The following is a 23887-nucleotide window of genomic DNA, read 5'->3' on the forward strand; positions in this document are numbered from 1 at the left end:
ATGATAATAAAATTTAATGATTTTGCAAAAAAATGTTGTCATTTTAATATTGAACAAAAATTTGATTTTTATAGCGTTTTTGATGAAGTTGACTTTGATTGTGAAAAAGATTTATACTGTAATATTTTAGAAATTTATATCAAAAAAAGTGATTGTTTCTTAAAAAATCTAAGATTGAATGATAATTCTTTAAAAGCTCTTCATATATTAAGTCGAAATGATAGAAAAAGGTATTCTATAAATAAATTCATACCTCACTTTAAGGCTTTAGGTATAGTCAATAATCTTCTAGACAAAAAGATCTTAATCTTAGAAAAAAGTCAAGAAAAACCATTAGTTAAAAGTAAAAGGCAAAAAATCAAAAAAGAACTTAGAGGATATAGTATTCAGGACAAAGTGTTTTTTAAAAATCAAGGGGTAAGATTTTTCTTTTATTTTATTTATCCTAACTTAAACCTCATAGCTAATAATAAACATGAAGAACTTATGGATATTATTAAGTTAAATTTAGAAAAATATCAAAGTTTTACTTTTGAACTTTTATGTAAAGAATTTCTAGCAAAAAAATTAAAATTAAATCAAATTTTTAGTTTTTGGAATTATTATTGCGAAATAGATATTTATTATAATGATAACAATTTTTGTGTTATAGGTGAAGCTAAATTTAAAGATAGAAAAATTTGCAAAAATGTTTTAAATATTTTAAAGAATAAAGCAAAAAAAATGAATGTTAATCCTAACTTATTTGTACTTTTTTCAAAAATTGGCTTTAGTAAAGAAATTATTTTAAATAAGGAGCGTAATTTGCTTTTATACACATTAGAAGATTTTGTTTTTTTAATTGAGGATTAATAATGGACGAAAATATTTTAAAAAGCTTAGACTCTAATGAAAAAGAAGATTTGCAACGAGGACTTAAGCTTTTAATCGAACAAACTTATGTAGTGGAAAATGCATACAATCAACTAAATGAAAATTATAGTGCGCTTATACATACTATAAACGAAATTATAGAAGTTTTACCTATGGCCTTATGGGTTCTAGACACTAATAAAAATATTACATTGCAAAATAATTTAGCAAAGCAACAACCTGAGCTTTTAGAATGTATCGATTTTCAAAAATCACATTACGAATTAGAATTTGAACATAAATTTTATCTTGTTAAAGTTACTTCACATGCTGATAAGCTTATAATTAGTGCCACAGATATTAGTGATGAAAAAAGAAATGAAAGACTTGCTAGTATGGGGATAGTTGCAGCGCATTTAGCACATGAAATTAGAAATCCTATAGGCTCGATCTCTCTTTTAAGTTCTACTTTATTTGATAGAAGTGAGCTTAAAAATAAACATATTGTTTTAGAAATTCAAAAGGCTATTTCTAGAGTAGAGCGTATCGTTAATTCAACACTGCTTTTTACTAAAGGAGTCCATGTTAATTTAAGTCACTTTAACATTAAAGAACTTCAAGAAGAATGTGAGCAAGCTATTAATTCTTATAATTATTTGATAAATATTAATTTTATATTTGATTTTATTGATTTTGTAATTTATGCTGATAAGGCTTTGTTAGCTTTAGTTTTGCAAAATTTAATCTATAATGCTATTGATGCGATTGAAGAAATTGAAGAAGAAAATGGTGAAATTAAAATTATTTGTATCAAAAGAGAAGATAAAATTTTTATAAAAGTATATGATAATGGTATAGCTATAAAAGATAAGAAAATGGTTTTTGAGGCGTTTAAAACCACAAAATTAAAAGGTAACGGATTAGGGCTTTCTTTATCTAAACAAATTATAGAGGCACACAATGGTGTGTTAGGATTTGAAGATAATCCTAAATGTTTTTATATTGAGCTTAATGCTTAAATTAATAAGATAAATTTTAGTTTAACTAAATATAATTTTCCTTTTTGTCCTTATAGCTCAGCTGGATAGAGCGCAGAATTCCTAATTCTGAGGCCGCAAGTTCAAATCTTGCTAGGGACACCATATTTAAGGAAAAATATGTTTCATATAGTTTTAGTTGAACCTCGTATTCCTCAAAATACAGGTAGTATAGGTAGAATGTGTTATAACGCGGGATTTAGTTTGCACATTATTAATCCTCTATTTGATATAGATGAGAAGGCTGTTAAAAGAGCAGGACTTGATTATTGGAAAAAACTAAATCCTATATTGTGGCATAATTTGAATAGTTTTTTGCAAGAAAATCAAAAATTTCAGGATAGATTTTTTTTTGCTACTACTAAAACGAACCAAGCTTATTTTGATGTAAAATTTCAAAAAGGAGACTTTCTATTTTTTGGCAGTGAAAGTTTTGGATTACCAGTGGAACTTATGCAAACAAAATGGCAAAATACTATTAATATACCTATGAAAGATTGTGGTAGAAGTCTGAATTTGGCTACAAGTGTAGGTATTATCGCTTATGAGGCTTTAAGACAGAATTTTAATTCTTTTAAAAAATAATCAATGATTTAAAACTTTATTTAAAAATTCTTTTAAACGCTCGTTTTTTGGATTTTCAAATGCTATTTTGGGATTTTCATCCGTTGCTATAACGCCCTTATCCATAAAGAATAATCTATTAGCTACATTTTTTGCAAAACCCATTTCGTGTGTTACTACAAGCATAGTTAAACCTTCTTTGGCCACTTCTTTCATAATGTTGAGAACTTCACCAATCATTTCAGGATCCAATGCTGAAGTTGGTTCATCAAATAAAATAATATCAGGATTCATCATTAAAGATCTCGCTATGGCAATGCGTTGTTTTTGGCCACCTGAGAGATTATGAGGAAAATAACTCTCTTTGTCACTTAATCCTACTTTATTTAATAGAATTTTAGCTTTTGTAACCGCTTCTTCTTTATCTAATATCTTTGTTTGTATAGGAGCTAAACATAGATTTTCTAAAATATTTTTATTATTAAAAAGATTAAAGTGTTGAAATACCATGCTAACTTTTTGACGAATTTTATTAATATCTACTTTTTTATCTAGTATATTGATATTGTTAATATAAATATTACCGCTATCAGGAGTTTCTAATTTATTTAAGCAGCGTAAAAAGGTGCTCTTACCGCTACCACTTGGTCCTATGATAGCTATAATGTCTCCTTTATTTACTGTGGTACTTATATTTTTTAATACCTCTAAACTCCCATATTTTTTAACTAAATTTTCTATTTTAATCATGTTTATTAAGTCTTTCTTCTATAATTCTTGCAAAAAGCGTAAAAATTTTTACGCTTATATAATATACAAGGCCTGTAAAAATAATGGGTTTGGGATTATAATAAACTGCTTGTAGACTTTTACTTTGCATGGTAACATCCATAACACTTATGTATCCTACTATGGAAGTTTCTTTAAATAGGGAAATAAATTCGTTCATTAAAGAAGGTAAAATATTTTTTATAGCTTGTGGAAAAATTATCATTCTCATAGAAGTTGAATAGCTAAGTCCCATAGATCTTGCCGCTTCCATTTGGCCTTTGTCAATACTTTGAATTCCACTTCTTACGATTTCAGCAACATAAGCAGAGCTGTTTAGACCAAGCGCTATAATGGCGACGTAAAAATTATCACTCCATGTTGCAAATATAACTACGGAAAATATAAGTAGTTGTAAAAGTATAGGTGTACCACGTATGATATCTATATATTCATCTATAATAAAATTTAAACTTTCAATTTCCAAAAATCTCAAAAAAGCTATAAAAAATCCAAGTATTATGCCTATGACAATTCCACCTAATGTCAAACCTAAGGTTACAAAATAACTTTTTACATAAGCTTTTGCCTCTATTGTATAAGCTAATTCTCCAGTGGGAATACCATTGTGATCTTTAATTTGTAAGATTTCAATAGGAAAAGAAAAATAAGCCCAAAATATAACTATACTGAAAAATACAAATAGTTTTGCTGTATTTTGCTTCAATTTGCAACCCTCTTTTTTGTATTAAAAATTTAAAAAATTACAAGTTTATACAAATAAAGTTTTCTTTTTTCTTAAAAAAATATGATATGTAAAATTTTCAATTAAAAATTTATAAAGCTATAAAAATAAAAATAAAAATAAAATAAAATTATATTTTTTTATAAGAAATTCATTTTTTTATGCTAAATTTATTTATGTTGTAATTTATAAAAAGGAAAAGTATGGATTTTGTATCCTTAATTGTTGATCTTATTAATGATAGATATTATTCTATTTTGGTTTTGTTGCTTGTTGTTACCGGATTTTATTATAGTTATATAACAGGTTTTGTGCAATTTCGTATGTTGCCTTATGTATTTGATCTTTTAACTGAAAAACAAGAAGAAAGAGAAAAACATCATATTTCCCCTTTTCAAGCTTTAATGATATCAACAGCTTCAAGAGTTGGTATAGGAAATATAGCAGGTATTGCTGTGGCTATAGTTTTAGGTGGTCCTGGAGCTTTGTTTTGGATGTGGGTTATGGCATTTTTCGGCGGAGCGTCTGCTTTTGCTGAAAGTACTTTAGCGCAAGTTTATAAAAGTCGTGATGGAAAAGGTTTTAAAGGAGGTCCGGCATATTATATTAGTAAAGCTTTAAATTTAAAATGGCTCGGTGCAATTTTTGCAGTGATTTTAATCATTACTTATGCTTATGGTTTTAACGGACTTCAAAGCCAAACTATGACTTCTGCTTTTGAATTTTATTACAAAGCAATGATTAATAGCACAGAAATAAGTTTTGCACAAAGTTGGTGGCCTATTATTATTGGCGGAATTTTAGCTTTATTTGCTGCTTTTATGTTCTTTGGAGATCATACAAAAATCGGTAAAGCCAGTTCAATTATAGTACCTGTTATGGCTATGATTTATATAGGATTGGCTATTATTGCTATGATTATGCATTATGAGAAAATTCCTGAAGTAATATCTATGATTTTCAAAAGTGCATTTGATTTTGAGGCAATTTTTGGTGGCTTTGCAGGTTCAGCTTTGGTTATTGGTATAAAAAGAGGGTTGTTTTCAAATGAGGCTGGTATGGGTTCTGCTCCAAATGCAGCAGCAGCAGCATTTACAACACATCCAGCAAAACAAGGTGCTATTCAGGCTTTTTCTGTTTTAATCGATGTAATTATTTGTACTAGTTCAGGATTTTTGGTTTTATTTTCCTTGGCTTATGCTAATAATATTGGTCTTGACGGTAAGCCTATCTTAACTGCTTTGCCTTTAGTGCAAGAAACTATGAGAGAATATTATGGAAATTTAGGAGTGCATTTTACTACTATAAGTATAGTTTTATTTGCTGTTACTTCGTTGATTGGTAATTATTATTATGCACAAGCAAATATTAAATATCTTACTCAAAATCCTATTATAATTAATATATTTAAGTTTAGTGCAGTTCTTATGATATTTATTGGAGCAAATATGGACTTACAATTTGCTTGGAATTTAGCTGATGCAACTATGGCGTTTATGGCAACAATTAATATTGTATCAATTTTATTACTTGGTAAGATAGTAAAGAAAGTTTTAGAAGATTTTAGTACGCAAAAAAAACAAGGAAAAGATCCTGTTTTTAGTGCATCAAAGCTTGGAATTAAAAATGCAGAGTGTTGGGATTAATGATTGATTATATTATAATTACTCTTTTTGTGTTTTTTATGATTTTTCTTGTATTTGGTTTTAACAGACAAATGCAAGAAAAATCAAAAATGAGAGAAGAAAAAAATAAAAAGAAAGAAAAATTCAGAAAAAATCGGTAGAATAATTACAAAAATTATAAATCAAAGAGTAAATAATGAAAATGTTAATTGAAATAGGTGTTGAAGAGCTACCTGCAATACCTTTGTTGAAAGAGTTGCCATGTATTCAAAGTAAATGGCAAACTATCCTTGATAAATATCATTTAAATTCAAATTTTAAATTTTATTATACTCCAAGAAGATTAGTTTTTTTGCATGAATATTTTCACGCAAAACAAGATGATTTTTTTGTAGAATTCATCGGCGCTCCAAAACACATAGCCTACAAAGATGGTAAATTGACACAGGCAGGATTAAGTTTTTTAAAAAAATCAGATTTGAAAGAAAACGAAATAGAAATTAAAGAAATAAAAGGCAAAGAGGTTTTATATTGTCAAAAAAAAGTACAAGGTTTAAATAGTGAAGAAGTCTTACCTAAGATGATAGAGGAATTTCTTAAGAGTTTAAATTTTGGTAAAACTATGAGATGGGGTAATGGTGAATTTGAATTCATTAGAGCAATTCGTTCATTGTGTTGTATTTTAGATGATAGGTTAGTGAGTTTTGAAGCGTATGGTGTCAAAAGTGATAAAAGCACTTTTGTTCATAGGAGTATTACTTATAACTTAGTTCCATTTAACAATATTGATGAATATTTTACGACTTTAGAAAAAAATTATGTGATTTTAGATCAAAATATAAGAAGACAAAATATCATAGAGCAATTGCAAAATCTTGAGAAAGAAAATAATATAAGCATCGTAGAAGATGAAGAATTGTTAGCTGAAGTTGTTGCTATAACAGAATATCCAAAAGCATTGTTGGGACATTTTGACAAGGAATATTTAGAAATTCCAAGCGAAGTAATTGTTACTTCAATGAGAGAAAATCAGCGCTACTTTGCAGTATTGAAAAACAAGATTTTAAGTAATAATTTTGTTGTAGTGTCAAATGCTGTTTGTGATAGCTATTCTAAAATTATTCATGGAAATGAAAAAGTTTTAAAAGCTAGATTAAGTGATGCAATGTTTTTTTGGAAAAATGACTTAACTCACGGATTACATAATGAAAAAATTAGTCAGATGCTATATTTAGATGGTCTTGGAACATTAAAAGATAAAATTGAGCGTGAGAAAGATATAGCGATAAAGTTATGCCAGATGCTAGGTAATTCTAATAAAGATAAAATTATGCAAGCAATAGAATATTCTAAAGCAGATCTTAGTACTCAAATGGTGTATGAATTTACCAATCTTCAAGGAATTATGGGTTCATATTATGCAAAGGCGATGGGAATGAGCGATGAGGTTTGCCTTGCTATTAAAGAACAATATTTACCTAATGGAGATAATTCTAATCTTCCAAGTAATGAATTTTCATCTATAGTTGCGTTGGCAAATAAATTTGATACATTGGTAGGATTATTTGCCATGGGAAAAATTCCTAATGGGAATAAAGATCCTTATGCTTTGCGGAGGGCTGCAAATGGTGTGTTAAAAATTATTTTAAATTTGGGAAAAAGATTTAATATTGAAGAATTTTTAAAAGATATTACTTTTAAATATAAAAATTTTGATTGTAAAATTTTACTCGAATTTATTTTGGAGCGTTTGTACACATTTTATGACATTAATGCATCTTTTATTAAAGCAGTATTAAATTCTAAAAATTATGACATTTTGCATATTGATTCTTCTGTAAAGGCTTTGATGAATATTGTTGATAGTGGTGATTTTGATAAGAATTTTTCTACTTTTAAGCGTCTTGCAAATATTGTTATTATCAGCAATACCGAAGTAAAAGAGAAATTATTTAATACTCAAGAAGAAAAAAATCTTTATCGAGCATTTACTCTTTGCAAGCAAAATCAAAATGAAATTGAAATATATTTAAAAAGTCTTTTTGCCTTAAAACCTCAAATTGACGCATTTTTTGATAATGTTATGATTAATGATAAAAATGACGAAATTAAAATAAATCGTCAAGCTATGGTATATGCAATATATAAAGAATTTCTTAATATAGCGGACATAAAAGAAATTAGTTTATGAAAAAAGTTTTTTTATTTTTATTTTTTTTAATTTATGTTCTTGATGCAAAAGAAATTGAGCTTGTTAAAGGACAAGTTTTGTTTTTAGATTTTAATAAGAGCGATTTTTTTAAATTTTATTCTAAAAATAAATCAATTTCGCATTTTGTTTACGATGATAAGGTTGTAGTTAGTATTGCTATGCCTTATAAAAACCAAAAAGATATGGAAGTATTAGTAGAGTTTAAAGATAATCATAAAGAGAAATTCTATATCAAAGCTACTGATGGATTTTATAAAAAAGAAACATTAAAAGTTAACGCTTCTAAAGTGAATCCACCAAAAGAGGTATTAAATCGTATAGAAAGAGAATATCAAGAAGCGACGAAAATTTATAATTTTTATACAGATAAATTTTTTTTTGATGGCAAATTTATTTATCCTTTAACGAGTAAAATTACTAGTGATTTTGGTAAAGCAAGAATCTTTAATAATACTTTAAAAAGTTATCATAGTGGGACTGATTTTAGAGCAAATATTGGGACTCAAATTCAAGCAAGTAACAGTGGCATAGTTAAAATTGCATCAAATAGATATTATGCTGGTTGGTCTGTTGTAGTTGATCATGGTTATGGCATTTATTCGCAATATTACCACTTATCTGAGCTTTTTGTGCGAGAAGGTCAGAAAATTAATAAAGGAGAAATTATAGGTTTGAGTGGGGCAAGTGGTCGAGTGACTGGCCCGCATTTGCATTTTGGTGTTGTGGTAAATGGTATTCAGGTTGATCCGCTTGATTTTATTATTAAATTTAATAAACTTTAATGATTACTTTTAGTCAGTTTTTTAAAAATTGGAGTGAGACTTATTATGCTCAATCTGTAGAGATTGGAAAACGAGGAGATTTTTATACAGCAGTAAGTGTAGGAAATTTATTTGGTGTTTTACTTGCAAACCATTTTTTAAAACTTGTTGATGGCAAAGTTATATCTTTACCTGTTGATATTGTTGAAATTGGTGCCAATAAAGGCTATTTGGCGTTTGACTTTTTACAGGCTTTATATACATTAAGACCCACAATATTAAACAAAATTCAATTTCATATTATAGAACCTCATGAAAACTTACGAACTAATCAAAAATTACTATTTTCTAAATATAATCTTGATATTAAAATACATAAAAGTTTTGACACTTGTTGTTTTAATAATGCTTTTTTTTATGCCAACGAATTATTTGATTGCTTTGCTTGTGAGCTTATTATAGAAGACACTATGGCTTATGTAGATGAAAACTATAAAATTTGTTTTAAAAAAGCTGATAAAAATATATTAGAACAATGCAATCGATATAATATTACAAATTCTGAATTATGTATAGAATATCATTATTTTTTACAAAAACTCAAGAACGTTTGTAAAAATATTGTTTTTAATTGTTTTGATTATGCAAAAAAAGAAGAAAAAATTAGTGCTAGAATATATAAAAATCAGCAAGTTTATAATGTTTTAGAAGAAAATTTACAAGATTTTTTTGGTAAAAGTGATATTACTTACAATGTAAATTTTGAACATCTTATTAAAGTTTTAAAAGAGGAAGGGTTTGTCATATTAGAATTTAAGAATCAAAATAAAGCTTTAATTGATTTTGGATTAGAAGAAATTCTAAATTTAGCTAAACAACGTAATGAAAATATTTACAGAAATTTTATTAGCCAAAGTCAAAATTTAATTTTTAACTTTGGCGATAAATTTAAATTTTTAGAGTTTAAGCTTTAAAATCATTATTAATGATGTCTAACCCAAAACCTTTTAAAGCTATAAATTCTTTGTCATTATTCTCGCTCAATAATTTTATTTTTGATATATTTAAATATCTTAAAATTTGTGCTCCAATTCCATAGTTTTTAAATTGATAACTTTCTTTTTTTTCATTATTCATAAAAATAATAATTCCATTTTTTTGATTTAAAAATTCAATTTGCTTTAAGAGCTCGTTAAATTTATTGGAAGTTAAAAGTTCAAAATCACTCCCGCTAAGGTAAAATTTTACATTTTCACATTCTTTTAATTTTCCAAATACAAAAACTATATGTTCATTATCTCTATGATCTTTAAAAATTAATTTTTTTGTGTCAAATCCAGCTAATGAACTTTGTTCTTCTTTTATGAGTGTGATAAGACTTTCATTTTTTAAGCGATATTCAATTAAATCAGCAATAGTAATCATATTAATATTATGTTTTTTACAAAATTCCTCCAGATCAGATCTTCTAGCCATATTTCCATCATCTTTTACTATCTCACAAATTACGCATGCTTCTTTTAATCCCGCTAAACGACATAAATCTACAGTGCCTTCTGTATGTCCTGTTCTCTCTAAAACTCCACCTTTTTTGGCAATTAAGGGATTGATATGACCAGGGCGAACAAAATCCTCAGCTGTTGCATCATCTTTTGCAAAAATTTGTACAGTCATATTTCTTTCAAAAGCACTTACTCCAGTAGTTGCATCTTTTGCATCTACTGTGATTGTAAAAGCAGTTTCGTGATTGGAAGTATTATGAGGAACCATTAGAGGTAAATTAAATTTATTGGCAAGTTTTTCACTTAAAGCCACACAAAGTACACCTTTAGCATGTGTAATAGTAAAATTTATTTTTTCTTGAGTGCTAAATTGTGCAGGAAAAATTAAATCTCCTTCGTTTTCTCTGTCTTCTGCATCAACTACTACAAGCATTTTACCATCTTGTAATTCTTTGATAGCTTGTTTTATACTTATAAAATTCATATTATTTTTCCTTAAAAAATTATTTATTATAATGAGAGATTATATCACTTTTTCTTGACAAATAATGTAAAATGATATATAATGTCGCTTCATTTTTGATGTTGGGGTATCGCCAAGCGGTAAGGCAACAGGTTTTGGTCCTGTCATCCAGGGGTTCGAATCCCTTTACCCCATCCATATATTGTCGCGAAGTAGAGCAGTGGTTAGCTCGTCGGGCTCATAACCCGAAGGTCGGGAGTTCAAATCTCCCCTTCGCAACCAATTTGTGTTCCTTAAAAATCTCTCCAATTCTCATTCAACGAATTAATCACATTAATCATTTAACTTAACGATACAAATTATTTATCCAAACAAACTATAAAATTAAAATAAAATCTAAGTATACCTTATATTAATTATTCACTTACTTCTTTGAAGTAAAATCAAACTATAAAACAAAAAAAACAATAAATTGATTTAATAAAATAACTTGGATAAATTTATCTCCCCCCCCCATTTCTTTTTTAACTACACCATAATGTCAAATTTCTTTATTATATTATTTTTATCACTTAATTAATCTATCACATAGTTAATTAAACTTTAAGCTTTTATAGCTATAATTTCATTTCCTTTTTTGAAAAAAGGGTTCTAAAAATTACGATTTAAAATCATCATAATTTTTATATTTGTTCTTTAAATTATTAATTATTGTTAATCAAATCTTATAGTCAATCTTTGAAATCTAAATAAGTGATCGATTGAGCCAGAGATAGATTAAATCTATCACTAATAATTAAAATTATAAATTACATGAATATTCATTATTTTGTAATTTTTAAATTTTACTTTTTCTTTGAAGAAAAAGATTAAACTTATCTATATTTTTATGGAGAGTTTGATCCTGGCTCAGAGTGAACGCTGGCGGCGTGCCTAATACATGCAAGTCGAACGATGAAGCAACTAGCTTGCTAGTTGTGGATTAGTGGCGCACGGGTGAGTAAAGTATAGTTAATCTGCCCTACACAAGAGGACAACAGTTGGAAACGACTGCTAATACTCTATACTCCTATTTAACATAAGTTGAGTAGGGAAAGTTTTTCGGTGTAGGATGAGACTATATAGTATCAGCTAGTTGGTGAGGTAATGGCTCACCAAGGCTATGACGCTTAACTGGTCTGAGAGGATGATCAGTCACACTGGAACTGAGACACGGTCCAGACTCCTACGGGAGGCAGCAGTAGGGAATATTGCGCAATGGGGGAAACCCTGACGCAGCAACGCCGCGTGGAGGATGACACTTTTCGGAGCGTAAACTCCTTTTCTTAGGGAAGAATTCTGACGGTACCTAAGGAATAAGCACCGGCTAACTCCGTGCCAGCAGCCGCGGTAATACGGAGGGTGCAAGCGTTACTCGGAATCACTGGGCGTAAAGGGCGCGTAGGCGGATTATCAAGTCTCTTGTGAAATCTAATGGCTCAACCATTAAACTGCTTGGGAAACTGATAATCTAGAGTGAGGGAGAGGCAGATGGAATTGGTGGTGTAGGGGTAAAATCCGTAGATATCACCAAGAATACCCATTGCGAAGGCGATCTGCTGGAACTTAACTGACGCTAAGGCGCGAAAGCGTGGGGAGCAAACAGGATTAGATACCCTGGTAGTCCACGCCCTAAACGATGTACACTAGTTGTTGGGATGCTAGTCATCTCAGTAATGCAGCTAACGCATTAAGTGTACCGCCTGGGGAGTACGGTCGCAAGATTAAAACTCAAAGGAATAGACGGGGACCCGCACAAGCGGTGGAGCATGTGGTTTAATTCGAAGATACGCGAAGAACCTTACCTGGGCTTGATATCCTAAGAACCTTATAGAGATATGAGGGTGCTAGCTTGCTAGAACTTAGAGACAGGTGCTGCACGGCTGTCGTCAGCTCGTGTCGTGAGATGTTGGGTTAAGTCCCGCAACGAGCGCAACCCACGTATTTAGTTGCTAACGGTTAGGCCGAGCACTCTAAATAGACTGCCTTCGTAAGGAGGAGGAAGGTGTGGACGACGTCAAGTCATCATGGCCCTTATGCCCAGGGCGACACACGTGCTACAATGGCATATACAATGAGACGCAATATCGCAAGGTGGAGCAAATCTATAAAATATGTCCCAGTTCGGATTGTTCTCTGCAACTCGAGAGCATGAAGCCGGAATCGCTAGTAATCGTAGATCAGCCATGCTACGGTGAATACGTTCCCGGGTCTTGTACTCACCGCCCGTCACACCATGGGAGTTGATTTCACTCGAAGCCGGAATACTAAACTAGTTACCGTCCACAGTGGAATCAGCGACTGGGGTGAAGTCGTAACAAGGTAACCGTAGGAGAACCTGCGGTTGGATCACCTCCTTTCTAGAGTACAAACTGATAAGTCTCACAACTATCAGTTCATATAAACTCAATCATCCTTGTTTAGATTTCAAAGATTGATGAAAAGCTAATTTTGGGGAATTAGCTCAGCTGGGAGAGCGCCTGCTTTGCACGCAGGAGGTCAGCGGTTCGATCCCGCTATTCTCCACCATGATAAGGGCCTATAGCTCAGCTGGTTAGAGTGCACCCCTGATAAGGGTGAGGTCACAAGTTCAAGTCTTGTTAGGCCCACCATAAAAAGATTTGTTTATCAATGATGATAAAAGTTTTAAAACTTAAAATAAGTATATATTTATCTAGTTAAGATATTGAATTTTATTTAATAGTTGTCCTATAAAAATTAAGTTTAATTATTTAAATATTATTTTTAATTCTAATATACACTTATTTTAGGTTTTAAGACCTAAAATAAATAAATACTTATTCAATAGAGTTTTTATTTAACGTTATTTAAATTATTATTGTTAAGAGTCACAAGCAAGTTTTAATAAAAACAATTTTACAGGACTTGTTAAAGAATAATGCTGAACTATCTTTTCTTTAAATTATTAAAGATAAGTTTTAAACTCACGACTTATATTTATTTATAAGTGTTTAAATGCTTTCCGTCTTAAGATAGTAAAGTTTTATTGTAAAAGCTTTAACAAGGAAGTGATGCGTTTTAGAATGAATCTAATAAAAGGTAAGCTATTAAGAGCGAATGGTGGATGCCTTGGCTGGTAAAGGCGATGAAGGACGTACTAGACTGCGATAAGCTACGGGGAGCTGTCAAGAAGCTTTGATCCGTAGATTTCCGAATGGGGCAACCTAATATATAGAGATATATATTACCATAAATGGAGCGAACGTAGGGAATTGAAACATCTTAGTACCTACAGGAAAAGAAATCAATAGAGATTGCGTCAGTAGCGGCGAGCGAAAGCGCAAGAGGGCAAACCCAGTGCTTGCACTGGGGGTTGTAGGACTGCAATGTGCAATAAGTGAGGTTAGTAGAACACTCTGGAAAGTGTAGCCATAGAGGGTGATAGTCCCGTATACGAAAACCAAACTTTAGCTAGCAGTATCCTGAGTAGGGCGGGACACGAGGAATCCTGTCTGAATCTGGGTCGACCACGATCCAACCCTAAATACTACTACCAGACCGATAGTGCACAAGTACCGTGAGGGAAAGGTGAAAAGAACTGAGGTGATCAGAGTGAAATAGAACCTGAAACCATTTGCTTACAATCATTCAGAGCACTATGTAGCAATACAGTGTGATGGACTGCCTTTTGCATAATGAGCCTGCGAGTTGTGGTGTCTGGCAAGGTTAAGCACACGCGAAGCCGTAGCGAAAGCGAGTCTGAATAGGGCGATTAAGTCAGATGCTGCAGACCCGAAACGAAGTGATCTATCCATGAGCAAGTTGAAGCTAGTGTAAGAGCTAGTGGAGGACTGAACCCATAGGCGTTGAAAAGCCCCGGGATGACTTGTGGATAGGGGTGAAAGGCCAATCAAACTTCGTGATAGCTGGTTCTCTCCGAAATATATTTAGGTATAGCGTTGTGTCGTAACATAAGGGGGTAGAGCACTGAATGGGCTAGGGCATACACCAATGTACCAAACCCTATCAAACTCCGAATACCTTATGTGTAATCACAGCAGTCAGGCGGCGAGTGATAAAATCCGTCGTCAAGAGGGAAACAACCCAGACTACCAGCTAAGGTCCCTAAATCTTACTTAAGTGGAAAACGATGTGAAGTTACTTAAACAACCAGGAGGTTGGCTTAGAAGCAGCCATCCTTTAAAGAAAGCGTAATAGCTCACTGGTCTAGTGATTTTGCGCGGAAAATATAACGGGGCTAAAGTAAGTACCGAAGCTGTAGACTTAGTTTTACTAAGTGGTAGGAGAGCGTTCTATTTGCGTCGAAGGTATACCGGTAAGGAGTGCTGGAGCGAATAGAAGTGAGCATGCAGGCATGAGTAGCGATAATTAATGTGAGAATCATTAACGCCGTAAACCCAAGGTTTCCTACGCGATGCTCGTCATCGTAGGGTTAGTCGGGTCCTAAGTCAAGTCCGAAAGGGGTAGACGATGGCAAATTGGTTAATATTCCAATACCAACATTAGTGTGCGATGGAAGGACGCTTAGAGCTAAGCAAGCTAGCGGATGGAAGTGCTAGTCTAAGGTTGTAGGAGCTTATATAGGCAAATCCGTATAAGAATACTCCGAGAACTGAAAGGCTCTTCAAAATCTTCGGATAGCGAGGAGAATTGCTGATGCTGTCGAGCCAAGAAAAGTTTCTAAGTTTAGCTAATGTTGCCCGTACCGTAAACCGACACAGGTGGGTGGGATGAGTATTCTAAGGCGCGTGGAAGAACTCTCTTTAAGGAACTCTGCAAAATAGCACCGTATCTTCGGTATAAGGTGTGGTTCGCTTCGTACTAGGATTTACTCCGAAAGCGAAGAAACTTACAACAAAGAGTCCCTCCCGACTGTTTACCAAAAACACAGCACTCTGCTAACTCGCAAGAGGATGTATAGGGTGTGACGCCTGCCCGGTGCTCGAAGGTTAATTGATGGGGTTAGCATTAGCGAAGCTCTTGATCGAAGCCCGAGTAAACGGCGGCCGTAACTATAACGGTCCTAAGGTAGCGAAATTCCTTGTCGGTTAAATACCGACCTGCATGAATGGCGTAACGAGATGGGAGCTGTCTCAAAGAGGGATCCAGTGAAATTGTAGTGGAGGTGAAAATTCCTCCTACCCGCGGCAAGACGGAAAGACCCCGTGGACCTTTACTACAGCTTGACACTGCTATTTGGATAAGAATGTGCAGGATAGGTGGGAGGCTTTGATTAATAGACGCCAGTTTATTATGAGCCGTTGTTGAGATACCACTCTTTCTTATTTGGGTAGCTAACCAGCTTGAGTTATCCTCAAGTGGGACAATGTCTGGTGGGTAGTTTGACTGGGGCGGTCGCCTCCCAAATAATAACGGAGGCTTACAAAGGTTGGCTCAGAACGGTTGGAAATCGTTCGTAGAGTATAAAGGTATAAGCCAGCTTAACTGCAAGACATACAAGTCAAGCAGAGACGAAAGTCGGTCTTAGTGATCCGGTGGTTCTGTGTGGAAGGGCCATCGCTCAAAGGATAAAAGGTACCCCGGGGATAACAGGCTGATCTCCCCCAAGAGCTCACATCGACGGGGAGGTTTGGCACCTCGATGTCGGCTCATCGCATCCTGGGGCTGGAGCAGGTCCCAAGGGTATGGCTGTTCGCCATTTAAAGCGGTACGCGAGCTGGGTTCAGAACGTCGTGAGACAGTTCGGTCCCTATCTGCCGTGGGCGTAAGAAGATTGAAGAGATTTGACCCTAGTACGAGAGGACCGGGTTGAACAAACCACTGGTGTAGCTGTTGTTCTGCCAAGAGCATCGCAGCGTAGCTAAGTTTGGAACGGATAAACGCTGAAAGCATCTAAGCGTGAAGCCAACTCTAAGATGAATCTTCTCTAAGCTCTCTAGAAGACTACTAGTTTGATAGGCTGGGTGTGTAATGGATGAAAGTCTTTTAGCTGACCAGTACTAATAGAGCGTTTGGCTTATCTTATAAAGCATCACTTCCTTGTTAAGGTTTTTTATAATCTTAAAAGAAAATGTTTTTTTAAACTTGCTCTTAACATTGTTTTTTAAGTATTCTTAGTTTAGAATATTTAAATAACAATGTCCGTGATTATACAGATGTGGAGACGCCTTGTCCCATCCCGAACCAAGAAGCTAAGCACATCGTGGGTGATGATACTACGCCTTACTGGCAGGGGGAAAGTAGCTCATTGCGGACTTGTTAATTCTTCTACTACTTATTTTAGCTTATTGATATTTTTATTAAAGCAAAATGATATTATAATAAGAAATGAATTTAATCTCTTATTGAGTAAAGCTTTTTTATGATTTATAAGTTTATATTCTAGGTATTTTTTAAGATTAGTTTATTAGCAAGATATATTGAAATTGTTTTTATATAAGTGGGTTTTTGTTTTTAGAGTATAAAAGCTATGATTTATTAGTAACTTAGAATAGTATAAATTTATTTATTATATTTTTTTTACAATAGTTTTATAAAGATGTGTTAAATCTTCTATTTTAAGTTTTATGTTTAATTCTATTAGTTCTTCTTGAAATATAGGTGTGTTAAAAGCAGTAATTGACCATAATTTTATAATGATTATTTTATGAAGACTAGTTTATTTTATATATTATAGGAATTCTTATATTAAATGTTTGATCATATTTAGGAAAATACTTAGAAGCTAAGTGTATAGTTTGTAAAGCGCTTTCATTTAAAAGTTTGTATTTAGAAGGCGTAATTACTTTTAAATTTTTTAATATTTGCTGATTTGTCCAAGTAAATTCTACCAAAACTTCACCACTCATTCTCATTTTTTGAGCTTGCCTTGGATATACTAATGTATTATCTATAGCTAATTTTATTTCTTTTAGAAAATCATTGTTACTTATGGTGGTAGAAGATATAGTGGAGTTACTTACAGTAGGTTGAGATAAAGGAATTGTTTGTTGGGGTTTAGGTAATGGTTTAGATTTTACGGGTTGATTGGCTTTAGGAATAGGTTTTTTAATTGGATTATTGATAACTTTATTAGGTGTTGGAATTTTTTGTTCTAGTATATTTTTTGGAGTTTGTTTATTAATTGGCGTTTGAGTTTGTTGTATAAAATGTTTTATTGCTAAATTAATTTTATCTTCTTTGTTAAGATCTTTATGCTGGATATTTATAAAATTTTTGGAATAAATAAGTATATAAAATATAGGAATAAACAAAAATAACGTGATTAGAAATGATTGATTTTTATGATTTGTTATGAAAGGCATCATTGCTTTTGTTCTGTTATAATTTGGAAGTTTTCGTGATTTTTATTTTTCAAAATATCAATGATTTGAATGAAACTTTCAAATTTTGCTTCTTTATCACTTTTTAATTCTACTAATGTTTTAGAATTAATTGAATTAATTTTCATGGTTAAATCATTTAAAGAAGTTAATTTCTCATCTATATAAAAATTATTTTCTTTGTCAATTAAAACTGTTAATTTGTTTTCGTTTTTGCTTAATTCTTGTGAATTTTGGCTTTTTGGGAGCTCGATTTTAATTTCTCCATGTGCTATGAAAGTAGAAATGCTTAATACTATAGCTAACAAAACTAGTATAATATCAATAAAAGGTACTATATTTAACCCTTCATTTTTAGGAAGTTTAAGCATTATTTTCCTTGAAAGTACGATAAGAATTACTTAGAAGGGATACTTTTCTAAGCAAGCCATTATATGCCATTAAAGATGGTATTGCCACTAAAATTCCTAATGCAGTTGCTTTTAAAGCTAAAGATAAGCCAACGACTATGGATTTTACATCGATATTGCCACTAAGTCCCATGTCGTAAAATGTAATCATAATTCCTATGACAGTTCCTAACAATCCCACATAAGGGGCATTAGTATATATAATATAAATTGTGGTTAGATTTTCTGTTATTGCATTATCAAAGTTTTCTTGATTTTTATAATGTGATAAATTTATTTTCATAAAAAATAATATGCGTTCAATGGTGCACCATAACGCGATAAAAGCCATTAAACCCAAAATAATCACTATGATTAAGTCAATATAAGTTTTTAAAAATTCCATACAATCACTCTTTTTTACATTTTTTGCGATAATTTTTTGGGTATTTTAGCATATAAAAAATTAAATTATTATTAATATTAATTATCATAATTATTTATATAATTTAATATTAAATTAATAATCATTATTATAATATTCGCCTCTTTATATATTGTGTTGATGAAGGAAGATAATGAAAAAAACAATATTATCAGTTTGTGTTGCTGGTCTTTCAATTTCCAATGTTTTTTCCCAAAACGTTTTATTAGATAGCTCTATTGTCAGTGCTTCTGGGTTTTCTCAAGATATCAAAGAAGCACCAGCAACTATTAATGTAATTGATAAAAAGCAATTACAAAGTAAACCTTATAGAGATATAGCAGAGGCTATAGCTGATGTTCCAGGTGTTGATTTATATGCTAGTAAAGGGAAAACTGGATCATATAATATAACTATGAGAGGGATTACTGGATATACTCTAGTATTGATTGATGGACGTAGACAAGGGATAGGAGGAGAAGTAGGACCTAATGGTTTTAATGAAATAGCAAATTCTCTTTTGCCTCCGATTTCAAGTATCGAAAGGATAGAAGTTATCAAAGGTCCTATGAGTACATTATACGGTTCTGAAGCTTTAGGTGGGGTTATAAATATCATCACTAAAAAAATAAGTAAAGAATGGGAAACTTCAGTAAGTTTTGATGGTGTTTTTAATACCAATCATGACTGGGGTAATTCTTATGGAACGAGTATTTATTCAAGCGGTCCTTTAATGGATGATCGTTTAGGTTTGACTTTGCGTTTTAGAGAATTTTATAGATCTTTATCTGAAGTAAAAAGTAAAGATAAAAGTGGGAACTTAGTACCTGCTTCTATGTCGCAAAATCCTACTAAGGCTAATAATTTTAATTTAGGAACAAGATTAAGTTTTTTAGTAGATGATTATAATACTTTGATTTTTGATATTGATTTTTCTAAAAATCATTATGATAATAGAAAAGGCCAAATGGGAACTCTTACAAAACCAAATTCTACACCAAATACTGGATTAACCGGTGGATATACTAAAACTATGGAAGTAGATAAGCTTGTGACTTATTTAAGTCATGAGGGAGTTTATGAGAATTTTTCTACTACTTCTACTATACAATATAACCGTGTAAGTAATGATGGACGTGAAGTTGTAGGAAAAAAAGGTCAAGCTTATTTGGGAGAAAATAGAGATATAATTGCAGAAGATATTATCTTTGATACTAAAGCAGTTATACCTTTAGGACAAAGTCATATATTAAGTGTGGGTGGTGAGTATAGACTTGAAAAAATGCAAGATAAAATAGCTAATCCAACTAATTTTGATCAATATTTACTAGCAATTTTTGCAGAAGATGAGTATAGCATTAGAGATGATTTGAGATTTACTTTTGGAGCGCGTTATAATCATCATGAAATTTTTGGAAATAATATCTCACCAAGAGCGTATTTAGTTTACAATCCTACAGAAGATCTTACTTTAAAAGGAGGGGTATCAACGGGCTTTAGAACCCCTTATGCAAATAGATTAATAGCAGGAACTTATAATTATGGAGGTCAAGGAAAAATTCCTTTATATGGAAATCCTGATTTAAAAGAAGAAACTTCGTTAAATTATGAATTAGCTGCTATATATAATACTGATTTGTTTTATGTTTCAGCAACAGGGTTTCTAACTAATTTTAAAGACAAAATTTCAAGTAGATCATTTAGCAAAGGTAATTCAATTCCTGGAGTTGGTAATTGTAGTGCCGATATATGTTATCAATCCATTAACCATGGAAAAGTTGAATATAAAGGCATTGAACTTGGTACAGGTGTTAGTCCTATAGAAAATTTAAATTTGGATTTAGCTTATACCTATCTTGATAGTGAGATAAAAGAAGGTGATAAAGATGTTATAGGTAAACCTGAAGAAAATAGCTTAAAACATAATATTATGCTAAAAGCTGGATATAATATTTTCAACAAATTCTATCCTTGGGTAAAAGGTGAATGGCAAATTGATCGTTATATGGGTAATACAAATATTGATAGAGAGTATTATAAAGATATATTCTTAGCTTCTATGGGTGTGCGTTATGATATCAATAAACAATGGAATATCAACGCTGCTATTTATAATCTTTTTGATAAAAGCTTTACTAATGCTTATGAAACATATCAGAGTGGTGCAAACACAAACTATGTAAATACTTATAATCGTATAGAAGAAGGAAGAAGACTTTATATCTCTATCAACGGAACTTTTTAATCTAAAATTTGTGGGGAACCAAAGAGCTTGTTAAGAGCTTCTTTGGTTTCATCTTTTTGATCATATTTTTTTGCATCTTTTTTTAAGTGTTCAAAATGCTCGTTGAAATTTGTGTTAGTTTTGTTTTCTTCTTGGGTATGAGTTTTAAATATATCTTGTAATTTTTCAGTTTGTATGGTATCTATTTTCTGAATTTTAATTTGTGCATCTTGTCCAAAAAGTTCATGAATTAGTGTTTTTATGAGTTTAAAACCATTATTTAAAACAATTCTATCTTCATTTTGAGCGTTAGAACTTATGCTAAGTGTATTGTTTTTAAAAGAAATAAATTGTGTAGTTTTCTTAAAAATTTCTCCAAGCTCATAATCTCTTTTGTAAATGCTTTGAAGCAATTGTTCATAAGCGTTTAATTTTTCTTCTTTAGTAGATAAGGATATGAATTTATTTTCAATATTTAAATTTGAAGTATTTAAAGTTTTATTTTCTTTGATATTTATAGCTTCATCTATGCTTTTTAAATGAGTCGCCTCCATTAGCATAAAAGTCATTACGCAAAGTACAAAACTATCGTTATCACTTGAATTTAACATAGTTTTAGCACGAGAAAGTATTCTAAAAAATCTTTCATATATTAAAATAGAAAAAAGATTATTTTTAGCAAAAAAAGCTTCTTTTAGAAAAAATATCATTTCATCGATAATATTACTTGCTTCATAATCTTCAAATTCTTTTAAAAATTCAAAAACTTTATCTTTATCATTAGTTAAGATAGCTTGATAAAATTCTTCAATTTTACTTGGATTTAAAAAACCAAGCATTGTAGTGATTTGATTGGTTTGTATGTTATTTTGACAGTATACAATAGCTTGATCAAGTAAAGTTAAAGTATCTCTTAATGAACCATTTCCACTTCTAGCAATCAATTTTAAAGCTTCTTGCTCATAATTAACTTGTTCTTGTTTTAATATCCATTCTAAATGATTTAAAATTGCATGCTGGGAAATCTGTTTAAACCTAAAATGCTGTGTCCTTGATAAAACTGTTGCAGGTAATTTTAATGGATCTGTTGTTGCAAGAATAAATTTTACATAACTTGGTGGTTCTTCCAAGGTTTTAAGTAAAGCGTTAGCAGCTTGTGGTGTAAGCATGTGTACTTCATCAATGATAAAAATTTTAAATCTTGCTAAAGATGGAGCATATTTTACTTGCTCAATGAGTTCTTGGATATCTTCCAAACTTCTATGACTAGCTGCATCCATTTCGATAATATCTATGTTGGTATTATTTAGCGAAGAAATACATTGAGAACATTCTCCACAAGAGGTTGAACTAGGACCTTTTTCACAAACTAAAGCTCGAGAAAAAATTCTAGCACTTGAGGTTTTTCCGCTACCTCTAAGTCCTGAAAATAAATAAGCATGCGCTAAGCGATTATTTTCTAAAGCATATTTTAAACTAATAGAAACAGTATCTTGTCCTACTAGTTCATTAAAATTTTTTGGTCTATATTTTATCGCTAAGGCTTGAAGCATAATTACTCATTCATAATAGATAATAATTCTTCATTGCTTTTAGTTTTTAACATTTTTGAGTATAAAAATTTCAATGCTTCTATATCATCCATTTGAGATATAGCCGATCTTATAGCCCAAATTTTTTGAAGTTTTTCTACACCTTGAAGCAATTCTTCTTTTCTTGTTCCCGATTTAATAATATTAATTGCAGGATAAATTCTTCTATCTGAAATATTTCTATCTAAAACAATTTCACTATTACCTGTGCCTTTAAATTCTTCAAAAATTACTTCATCCATTCTTGAACCTGTTTCAATTAAAGCAGTTGCTATGATAGTTAAAGAACCTCCATTTTCTATATTTCTAGCTGCACCAAAAAATCTTTTAGGTTTGTGAAGCGCATTTGCATCTACACCACCACTTAAAACTTTACCACTACTAGGCGTTGCAGTATTATAAGCTCTTGCAAGTCTTGTAATAGAATCTAATAAGATAATTACATCTTTTCCTGTTTCTACCATCCTTTTGGCTTTTTCAATAACAAGTTCAGCTACGCGTACATGATTATAAGCAGGCAAATCAAAAGTGGAGCTAAAAACTTCTCCTTTGACACATCTTTGCATATCAGTTACTTCTTCAGGTCGTTCATCTACTAATAACACTATAAGATGAGCTTCTGGATGATTTTTTGCAATAGCTGCTGCTAATTCTTTCATGAGTTCTGTTTTTCCTGTCCTTGGAGGAGCAACTATTAAACCTCTTTGACCTTTTCCAATTGGAGAAAATAAATCAAGCATTCTTCCGGTTAATTTTAACGGATCATATTCTAATTTTATTTTTTCAGTAGGAAAAATAGGAGTAAGATTGTCAAATAATGGCCTTTCTCTTGCTTCTTTTAAAGGGAGATAATTAATTGCTTCTATTTTAAGTAAAGCATAATATTTTTCTTGATCTTTTGGTTCTCTTACTTGACCTGTGACAATATCTCCAACACGGAGAGCAAATTTTCTAATTTGTGAGTTTGATACATAAGCATCATTTACACTATCGCTTAAATTTGAATCCATTCCCCTTAAAAAACCATAGCCTTCTGGAGAAATTTCTAATATTCCCGTAAAAAGTATAAAGCCACCTTTTTTTGTTTGAGCTTTTAAAATTTCAAATATTAAGTCTTGTCTACGAAATTCTCTAGGATTTTCTATTTCGGCTTCATTAGCTATTTTGATAAGATTTTCTAGATCAAGTAATTTTAGATCCTCTATTTTGTAACCTTCAACTGGAATGTGGGTTCTTTGATGTTGTTTTTTTTCTTTTTCCATGTATCCTCGTAAAATGTAGAAAATGTAGTATTTAAAAAGTAATGCTGAGATTTTATTAAAAAAAATACTTTTTTGTCAAATTTTTGAAATTATATATTATGTTTTTAAATATATTTTAAAAGTTTGATACTTATAAAAAATGATAGAATATTTTTAAAATATT

The 23887-nt window shown here is 31.2% G+C and carries 16 protein-coding genes, 5 tRNA genes and 3 rRNA genes; 16 read left to right on the top strand and 8 right to left on the bottom strand.

What is annotated here, in order from left to right:
- From CINS_RS02575 to CINS_RS02590, 4 genes are all read left to right on the top strand, one after another.
- Positions 1 to 852 carry a DUF234 domain-containing protein gene (locus tag CINS_RS02575; protein WP_052251953.1) on the top strand — a complete coding sequence of 284 codons (852 nt, stop codon included), beginning with the start codon at positions 1 to 3 and terminating at the stop codon, positions 850 to 852.
- Between the two features lie 2 nt (positions 853 to 854).
- Positions 855 to 1871, top strand: coding sequence for a fla regulon two-component system sensor histidine kinase FlgS (locus CINS_RS02580; RefSeq protein ID WP_039649590.1), 1017 nt, complete (start codon positions 855 to 857; stop codon positions 1869 to 1871).
- Between the two features lie 46 nt (positions 1872 to 1917).
- Positions 1918 to 1994 (top strand) — tRNA-Arg (locus CINS_RS02585).
- Between the two features lie 15 nt (positions 1995 to 2009).
- Entirely contained in the window at positions 2010 to 2474 is a 465-nt protein-coding gene (locus tag CINS_RS02590; protein ID WP_039649592.1) for a tRNA (cytidine(34)-2'-O)-methyltransferase, read from the top strand.
- Here the strand turns inward: CINS_RS02590 and CINS_RS02595 are convergent, their stop codons facing one another.
- Together CINS_RS02595 and CINS_RS02600 are read right to left on the bottom strand one after the other, a co-directional pair.
- Positions 2475 to 3203 (bottom strand): amino acid ABC transporter ATP-binding protein, encoded by a 729-nt coding sequence (locus tag CINS_RS02595; protein WP_039649595.1) that lies wholly within the window; start codon positions 3201 to 3203, stop codon positions 2475 to 2477.
- Positions 3196 to 3948 carry an amino acid ABC transporter permease gene (locus CINS_RS02600; protein WP_039649596.1) on the bottom strand — a complete coding sequence of 251 codons (753 nt, stop codon included), beginning with the start codon at positions 3946 to 3948 and terminating at the stop codon, positions 3196 to 3198. Before CINS_RS02600 ends, CINS_RS02595 begins: the two co-directional genes overlap by 8 nt.
- 221 nt (positions 3949 to 4169) lie before the next feature.
- Here CINS_RS02600 and CINS_RS02605 point away from each other — a divergent pair, with 221 nt between their 5' ends.
- From CINS_RS02605 to CINS_RS02620, 4 genes are all read left to right on the top strand, one after another.
- Complete coding sequence (locus tag CINS_RS02605; protein ID WP_039649598.1) at positions 4170 to 5612, top strand: alanine/glycine:cation symporter family protein; 1443 nt, start codon at positions 4170 to 4172, stop codon at positions 5610 to 5612.
- A gap of 172 nt (positions 5613 to 5784) precedes the next feature.
- Entirely contained in the window at positions 5785 to 7782 is a 1998-nt protein-coding gene (gene glyS / locus CINS_RS02610; protein WP_084593981.1) for a glycine--tRNA ligase subunit beta, read from the top strand.
- Positions 7779 to 8585 (top strand): peptidoglycan metallopeptidase Pgp3, encoded by an 807-nt coding sequence (gene pgp3, locus CINS_RS02615; RefSeq protein WP_039649602.1) that lies wholly within the window; start codon positions 7779 to 7781, stop codon positions 8583 to 8585. The genes glyS and pgp3 overlap by 4 nt, the downstream gene beginning before the upstream one ends.
- Positions 8585 to 9538 carry an SAM-dependent methyltransferase gene (locus CINS_RS02620; protein ID WP_126418815.1) on the top strand — a complete coding sequence of 318 codons (954 nt, stop codon included), beginning with the start codon at positions 8585 to 8587 and terminating at the stop codon, positions 9536 to 9538. The genes pgp3 and CINS_RS02620 overlap by 1 nt, the downstream gene beginning before the upstream one ends.
- On the opposite strand, the gene CINS_RS02625 is transcribed toward CINS_RS02620, so the two are convergent.
- Positions 9528 to 10550, bottom strand: a complete 1023-nt coding sequence (locus CINS_RS02625; RefSeq protein WP_039649604.1) for a bifunctional 3,4-dihydroxy-2-butanone 4-phosphate synthase/GTP cyclohydrolase II — start codon at positions 10548 to 10550, stop codon at positions 9528 to 9530. The two genes, CINS_RS02620 and CINS_RS02625, sit on opposite strands and share 11 nt — an antisense overlap.
- 102 nt (positions 10551 to 10652) lie before the next feature.
- Here CINS_RS02625 and CINS_RS02630 point away from each other — a divergent pair.
- From CINS_RS02630 to rrf, 7 genes are all read left to right on the top strand, one after another.
- A tRNA-Gln gene (locus CINS_RS02630) sits at positions 10653 to 10727 on the top strand.
- 8 nt (positions 10728 to 10735) lie between these two features.
- A tRNA-Met gene (locus tag CINS_RS02635) sits at positions 10736 to 10811 on the top strand.
- A gap of 604 nt (positions 10812 to 11415) precedes the next feature.
- Positions 11416 to 12928: ribosomal RNA gene (locus tag CINS_RS02640) — 16S ribosomal RNA — on the top strand.
- 93 nt (positions 12929 to 13021) lie between these two features.
- Positions 13022 to 13097 (top strand) — tRNA-Ala (locus tag CINS_RS02645).
- Positions 13098 to 13103: 6 nt separating this feature from the next.
- A tRNA-Ile gene (locus tag CINS_RS02650) sits at positions 13104 to 13180 on the top strand.
- Positions 13181 to 13626: 446 nt separating this feature from the next.
- Positions 13627 to 16535: ribosomal RNA gene (locus tag CINS_RS02655) — 23S ribosomal RNA — on the top strand.
- 115 nt (positions 16536 to 16650) lie between these two features.
- Positions 16651 to 16767: ribosomal RNA gene (gene rrf / locus CINS_RS02660) — 5S ribosomal RNA — on the top strand.
- The 16S, 23S and 5S rRNA genes sit together here with 2 tRNA genes alongside, the layout of an rRNA operon.
- Before the next feature lie 397 nt (positions 16768 to 17164).
- On the opposite strand, the gene CINS_RS02665 is transcribed toward rrf, so the two are convergent.
- Genes CINS_RS02665 through exbB form a run of 3 tightly spaced genes read right to left on the bottom strand, consistent with a single transcriptional unit; the run spans position 17165 to position 18628 of the window.
- Positions 17165 to 17818: an energy transducer TonB gene (locus CINS_RS02665; RefSeq protein ID WP_039649606.1), complete on the bottom strand. Its 654-nt coding sequence runs from the start codon at positions 17816 to 17818 to the stop codon at positions 17165 to 17167.
- A complete protein-coding gene (gene exbD, locus CINS_RS02670) occupies positions 17815 to 18204 on the bottom strand; it encodes a TonB system transport protein ExbD (protein WP_039649607.1) in 390 nt (129 codons plus the stop codon). Before exbD ends, CINS_RS02665 begins: the two co-directional genes overlap by 4 nt.
- Positions 18197 to 18628 (bottom strand): TonB-system energizer ExbB, encoded by a 432-nt coding sequence (gene exbB, locus CINS_RS02675; RefSeq protein ID WP_039649609.1) that lies wholly within the window; start codon positions 18626 to 18628, stop codon positions 18197 to 18199. The genes exbD and exbB overlap by 8 nt, the downstream gene beginning before the upstream one ends.
- 172 nt (positions 18629 to 18800) lie before the next feature.
- Between exbB and cfrA the strand changes: the two genes are divergently transcribed.
- The gene (gene cfrA, locus CINS_RS02680) at positions 18801 to 20891 is read left to right on the top strand and encodes a TonB-dependent ferric enterobactin receptor CfrA (RefSeq protein ID WP_039649610.1); all 2091 of its coding nucleotides are present in this window, start codon (positions 18801 to 18803) and stop codon (positions 20889 to 20891) included.
- On the opposite strand, the gene CINS_RS02685 is transcribed toward cfrA, so the two are convergent.
- Positions 20888 to 22423: a DNA polymerase III subunit gamma/tau gene (locus CINS_RS02685; RefSeq protein WP_039649612.1), complete on the bottom strand. Its 1536-nt coding sequence runs from the start codon at positions 22421 to 22423 to the stop codon at positions 20888 to 20890. The two genes, cfrA and CINS_RS02685, sit on opposite strands and share 4 nt — an antisense overlap.
- Positions 22424 to 22425: 2 nt before the next feature.
- Positions 22426 to 23724 (bottom strand): transcription termination factor Rho, encoded by a 1299-nt coding sequence (rho, locus tag CINS_RS02690; RefSeq protein WP_039649614.1) that lies wholly within the window; start codon positions 23722 to 23724, stop codon positions 22426 to 22428.
- Positions 23725 to 23887: the final 163 nt, after the last annotated feature.

The organism is Campylobacter insulaenigrae NCTC 12927 (genome assembly GCF_000816185.1).
Lineage (GTDB): Bacteria > Campylobacterota > Campylobacteria > Campylobacterales > Campylobacteraceae > Campylobacter_D > Campylobacter_D insulaenigrae.

Bases quoted from the DNA above. Each gene is read 5' to 3' on its own strand.
- rho (WP_039649614.1), bottom strand. From the start codon at position 23,724: ATGGAAAAAGAAAAAAAACAACATCAAAGAACCCACATTCCAGTTGAA.
- exbD (WP_039649607.1), bottom strand. From the start codon at position 18,204: ATGCTTAAACTTCCTAAAAATGAAGGGTTAAATATAGTACCTTTTATT.
- pgp3 (WP_039649602.1), top strand. From the start codon at position 7,779: ATGAAAAAAGTTTTTTTATTTTTATTTTTTTTAATTTATGTTCTTGAT.
- exbB (WP_039649609.1), bottom strand. From the start codon at position 18,628: ATGGAATTTTTAAAAACTTATATTGACTTAATCATAGTGATTATTTTG.
- cfrA (WP_039649610.1), top strand. From the start codon at position 18,801: ATGAAAAAAACAATATTATCAGTTTGTGTTGCTGGTCTTTCAATTTCC.
- CINS_RS02605 (WP_039649598.1), top strand. From the start codon at position 4,170: ATGGATTTTGTATCCTTAATTGTTGATCTTATTAATGATAGATATTAT.
- CINS_RS02625 (WP_039649604.1), bottom strand. From the start codon at position 10,550: ATGAATTTTATAAGTATAAAACAAGCTATCAAAGAATTACAAGATGGT.
- CINS_RS02665 (WP_039649606.1), bottom strand. From the start codon at position 17,818: ATGATGCCTTTCATAACAAATCATAAAAATCAATCATTTCTAATCACG.
- CINS_RS02575 (WP_052251953.1), top strand. From the start codon at position 1: ATGATAATAAAATTTAATGATTTTGCAAAAAAATGTTGTCATTTTAAT.
- CINS_RS02685 (WP_039649612.1), bottom strand. From the start codon at position 22,423: ATGCTTCAAGCCTTAGCGATAAAATATAGACCAAAAAATTTTAATGAA.
- CINS_RS02620 (WP_126418815.1), top strand. From the start codon at position 8,585: ATGATTACTTTTAGTCAGTTTTTTAAAAATTGGAGTGAGACTTATTAT.
- CINS_RS02590 (WP_039649592.1), top strand. From the start codon at position 2,010: ATGTTTCATATAGTTTTAGTTGAACCTCGTATTCCTCAAAATACAGGT.
- CINS_RS02595 (WP_039649595.1), bottom strand. From the start codon at position 3,203: ATGATTAAAATAGAAAATTTAGTTAAAAAATATGGGAGTTTAGAGGTA.
- CINS_RS02580 (WP_039649590.1), top strand. From the start codon at position 855: ATGGACGAAAATATTTTAAAAAGCTTAGACTCTAATGAAAAAGAAGAT.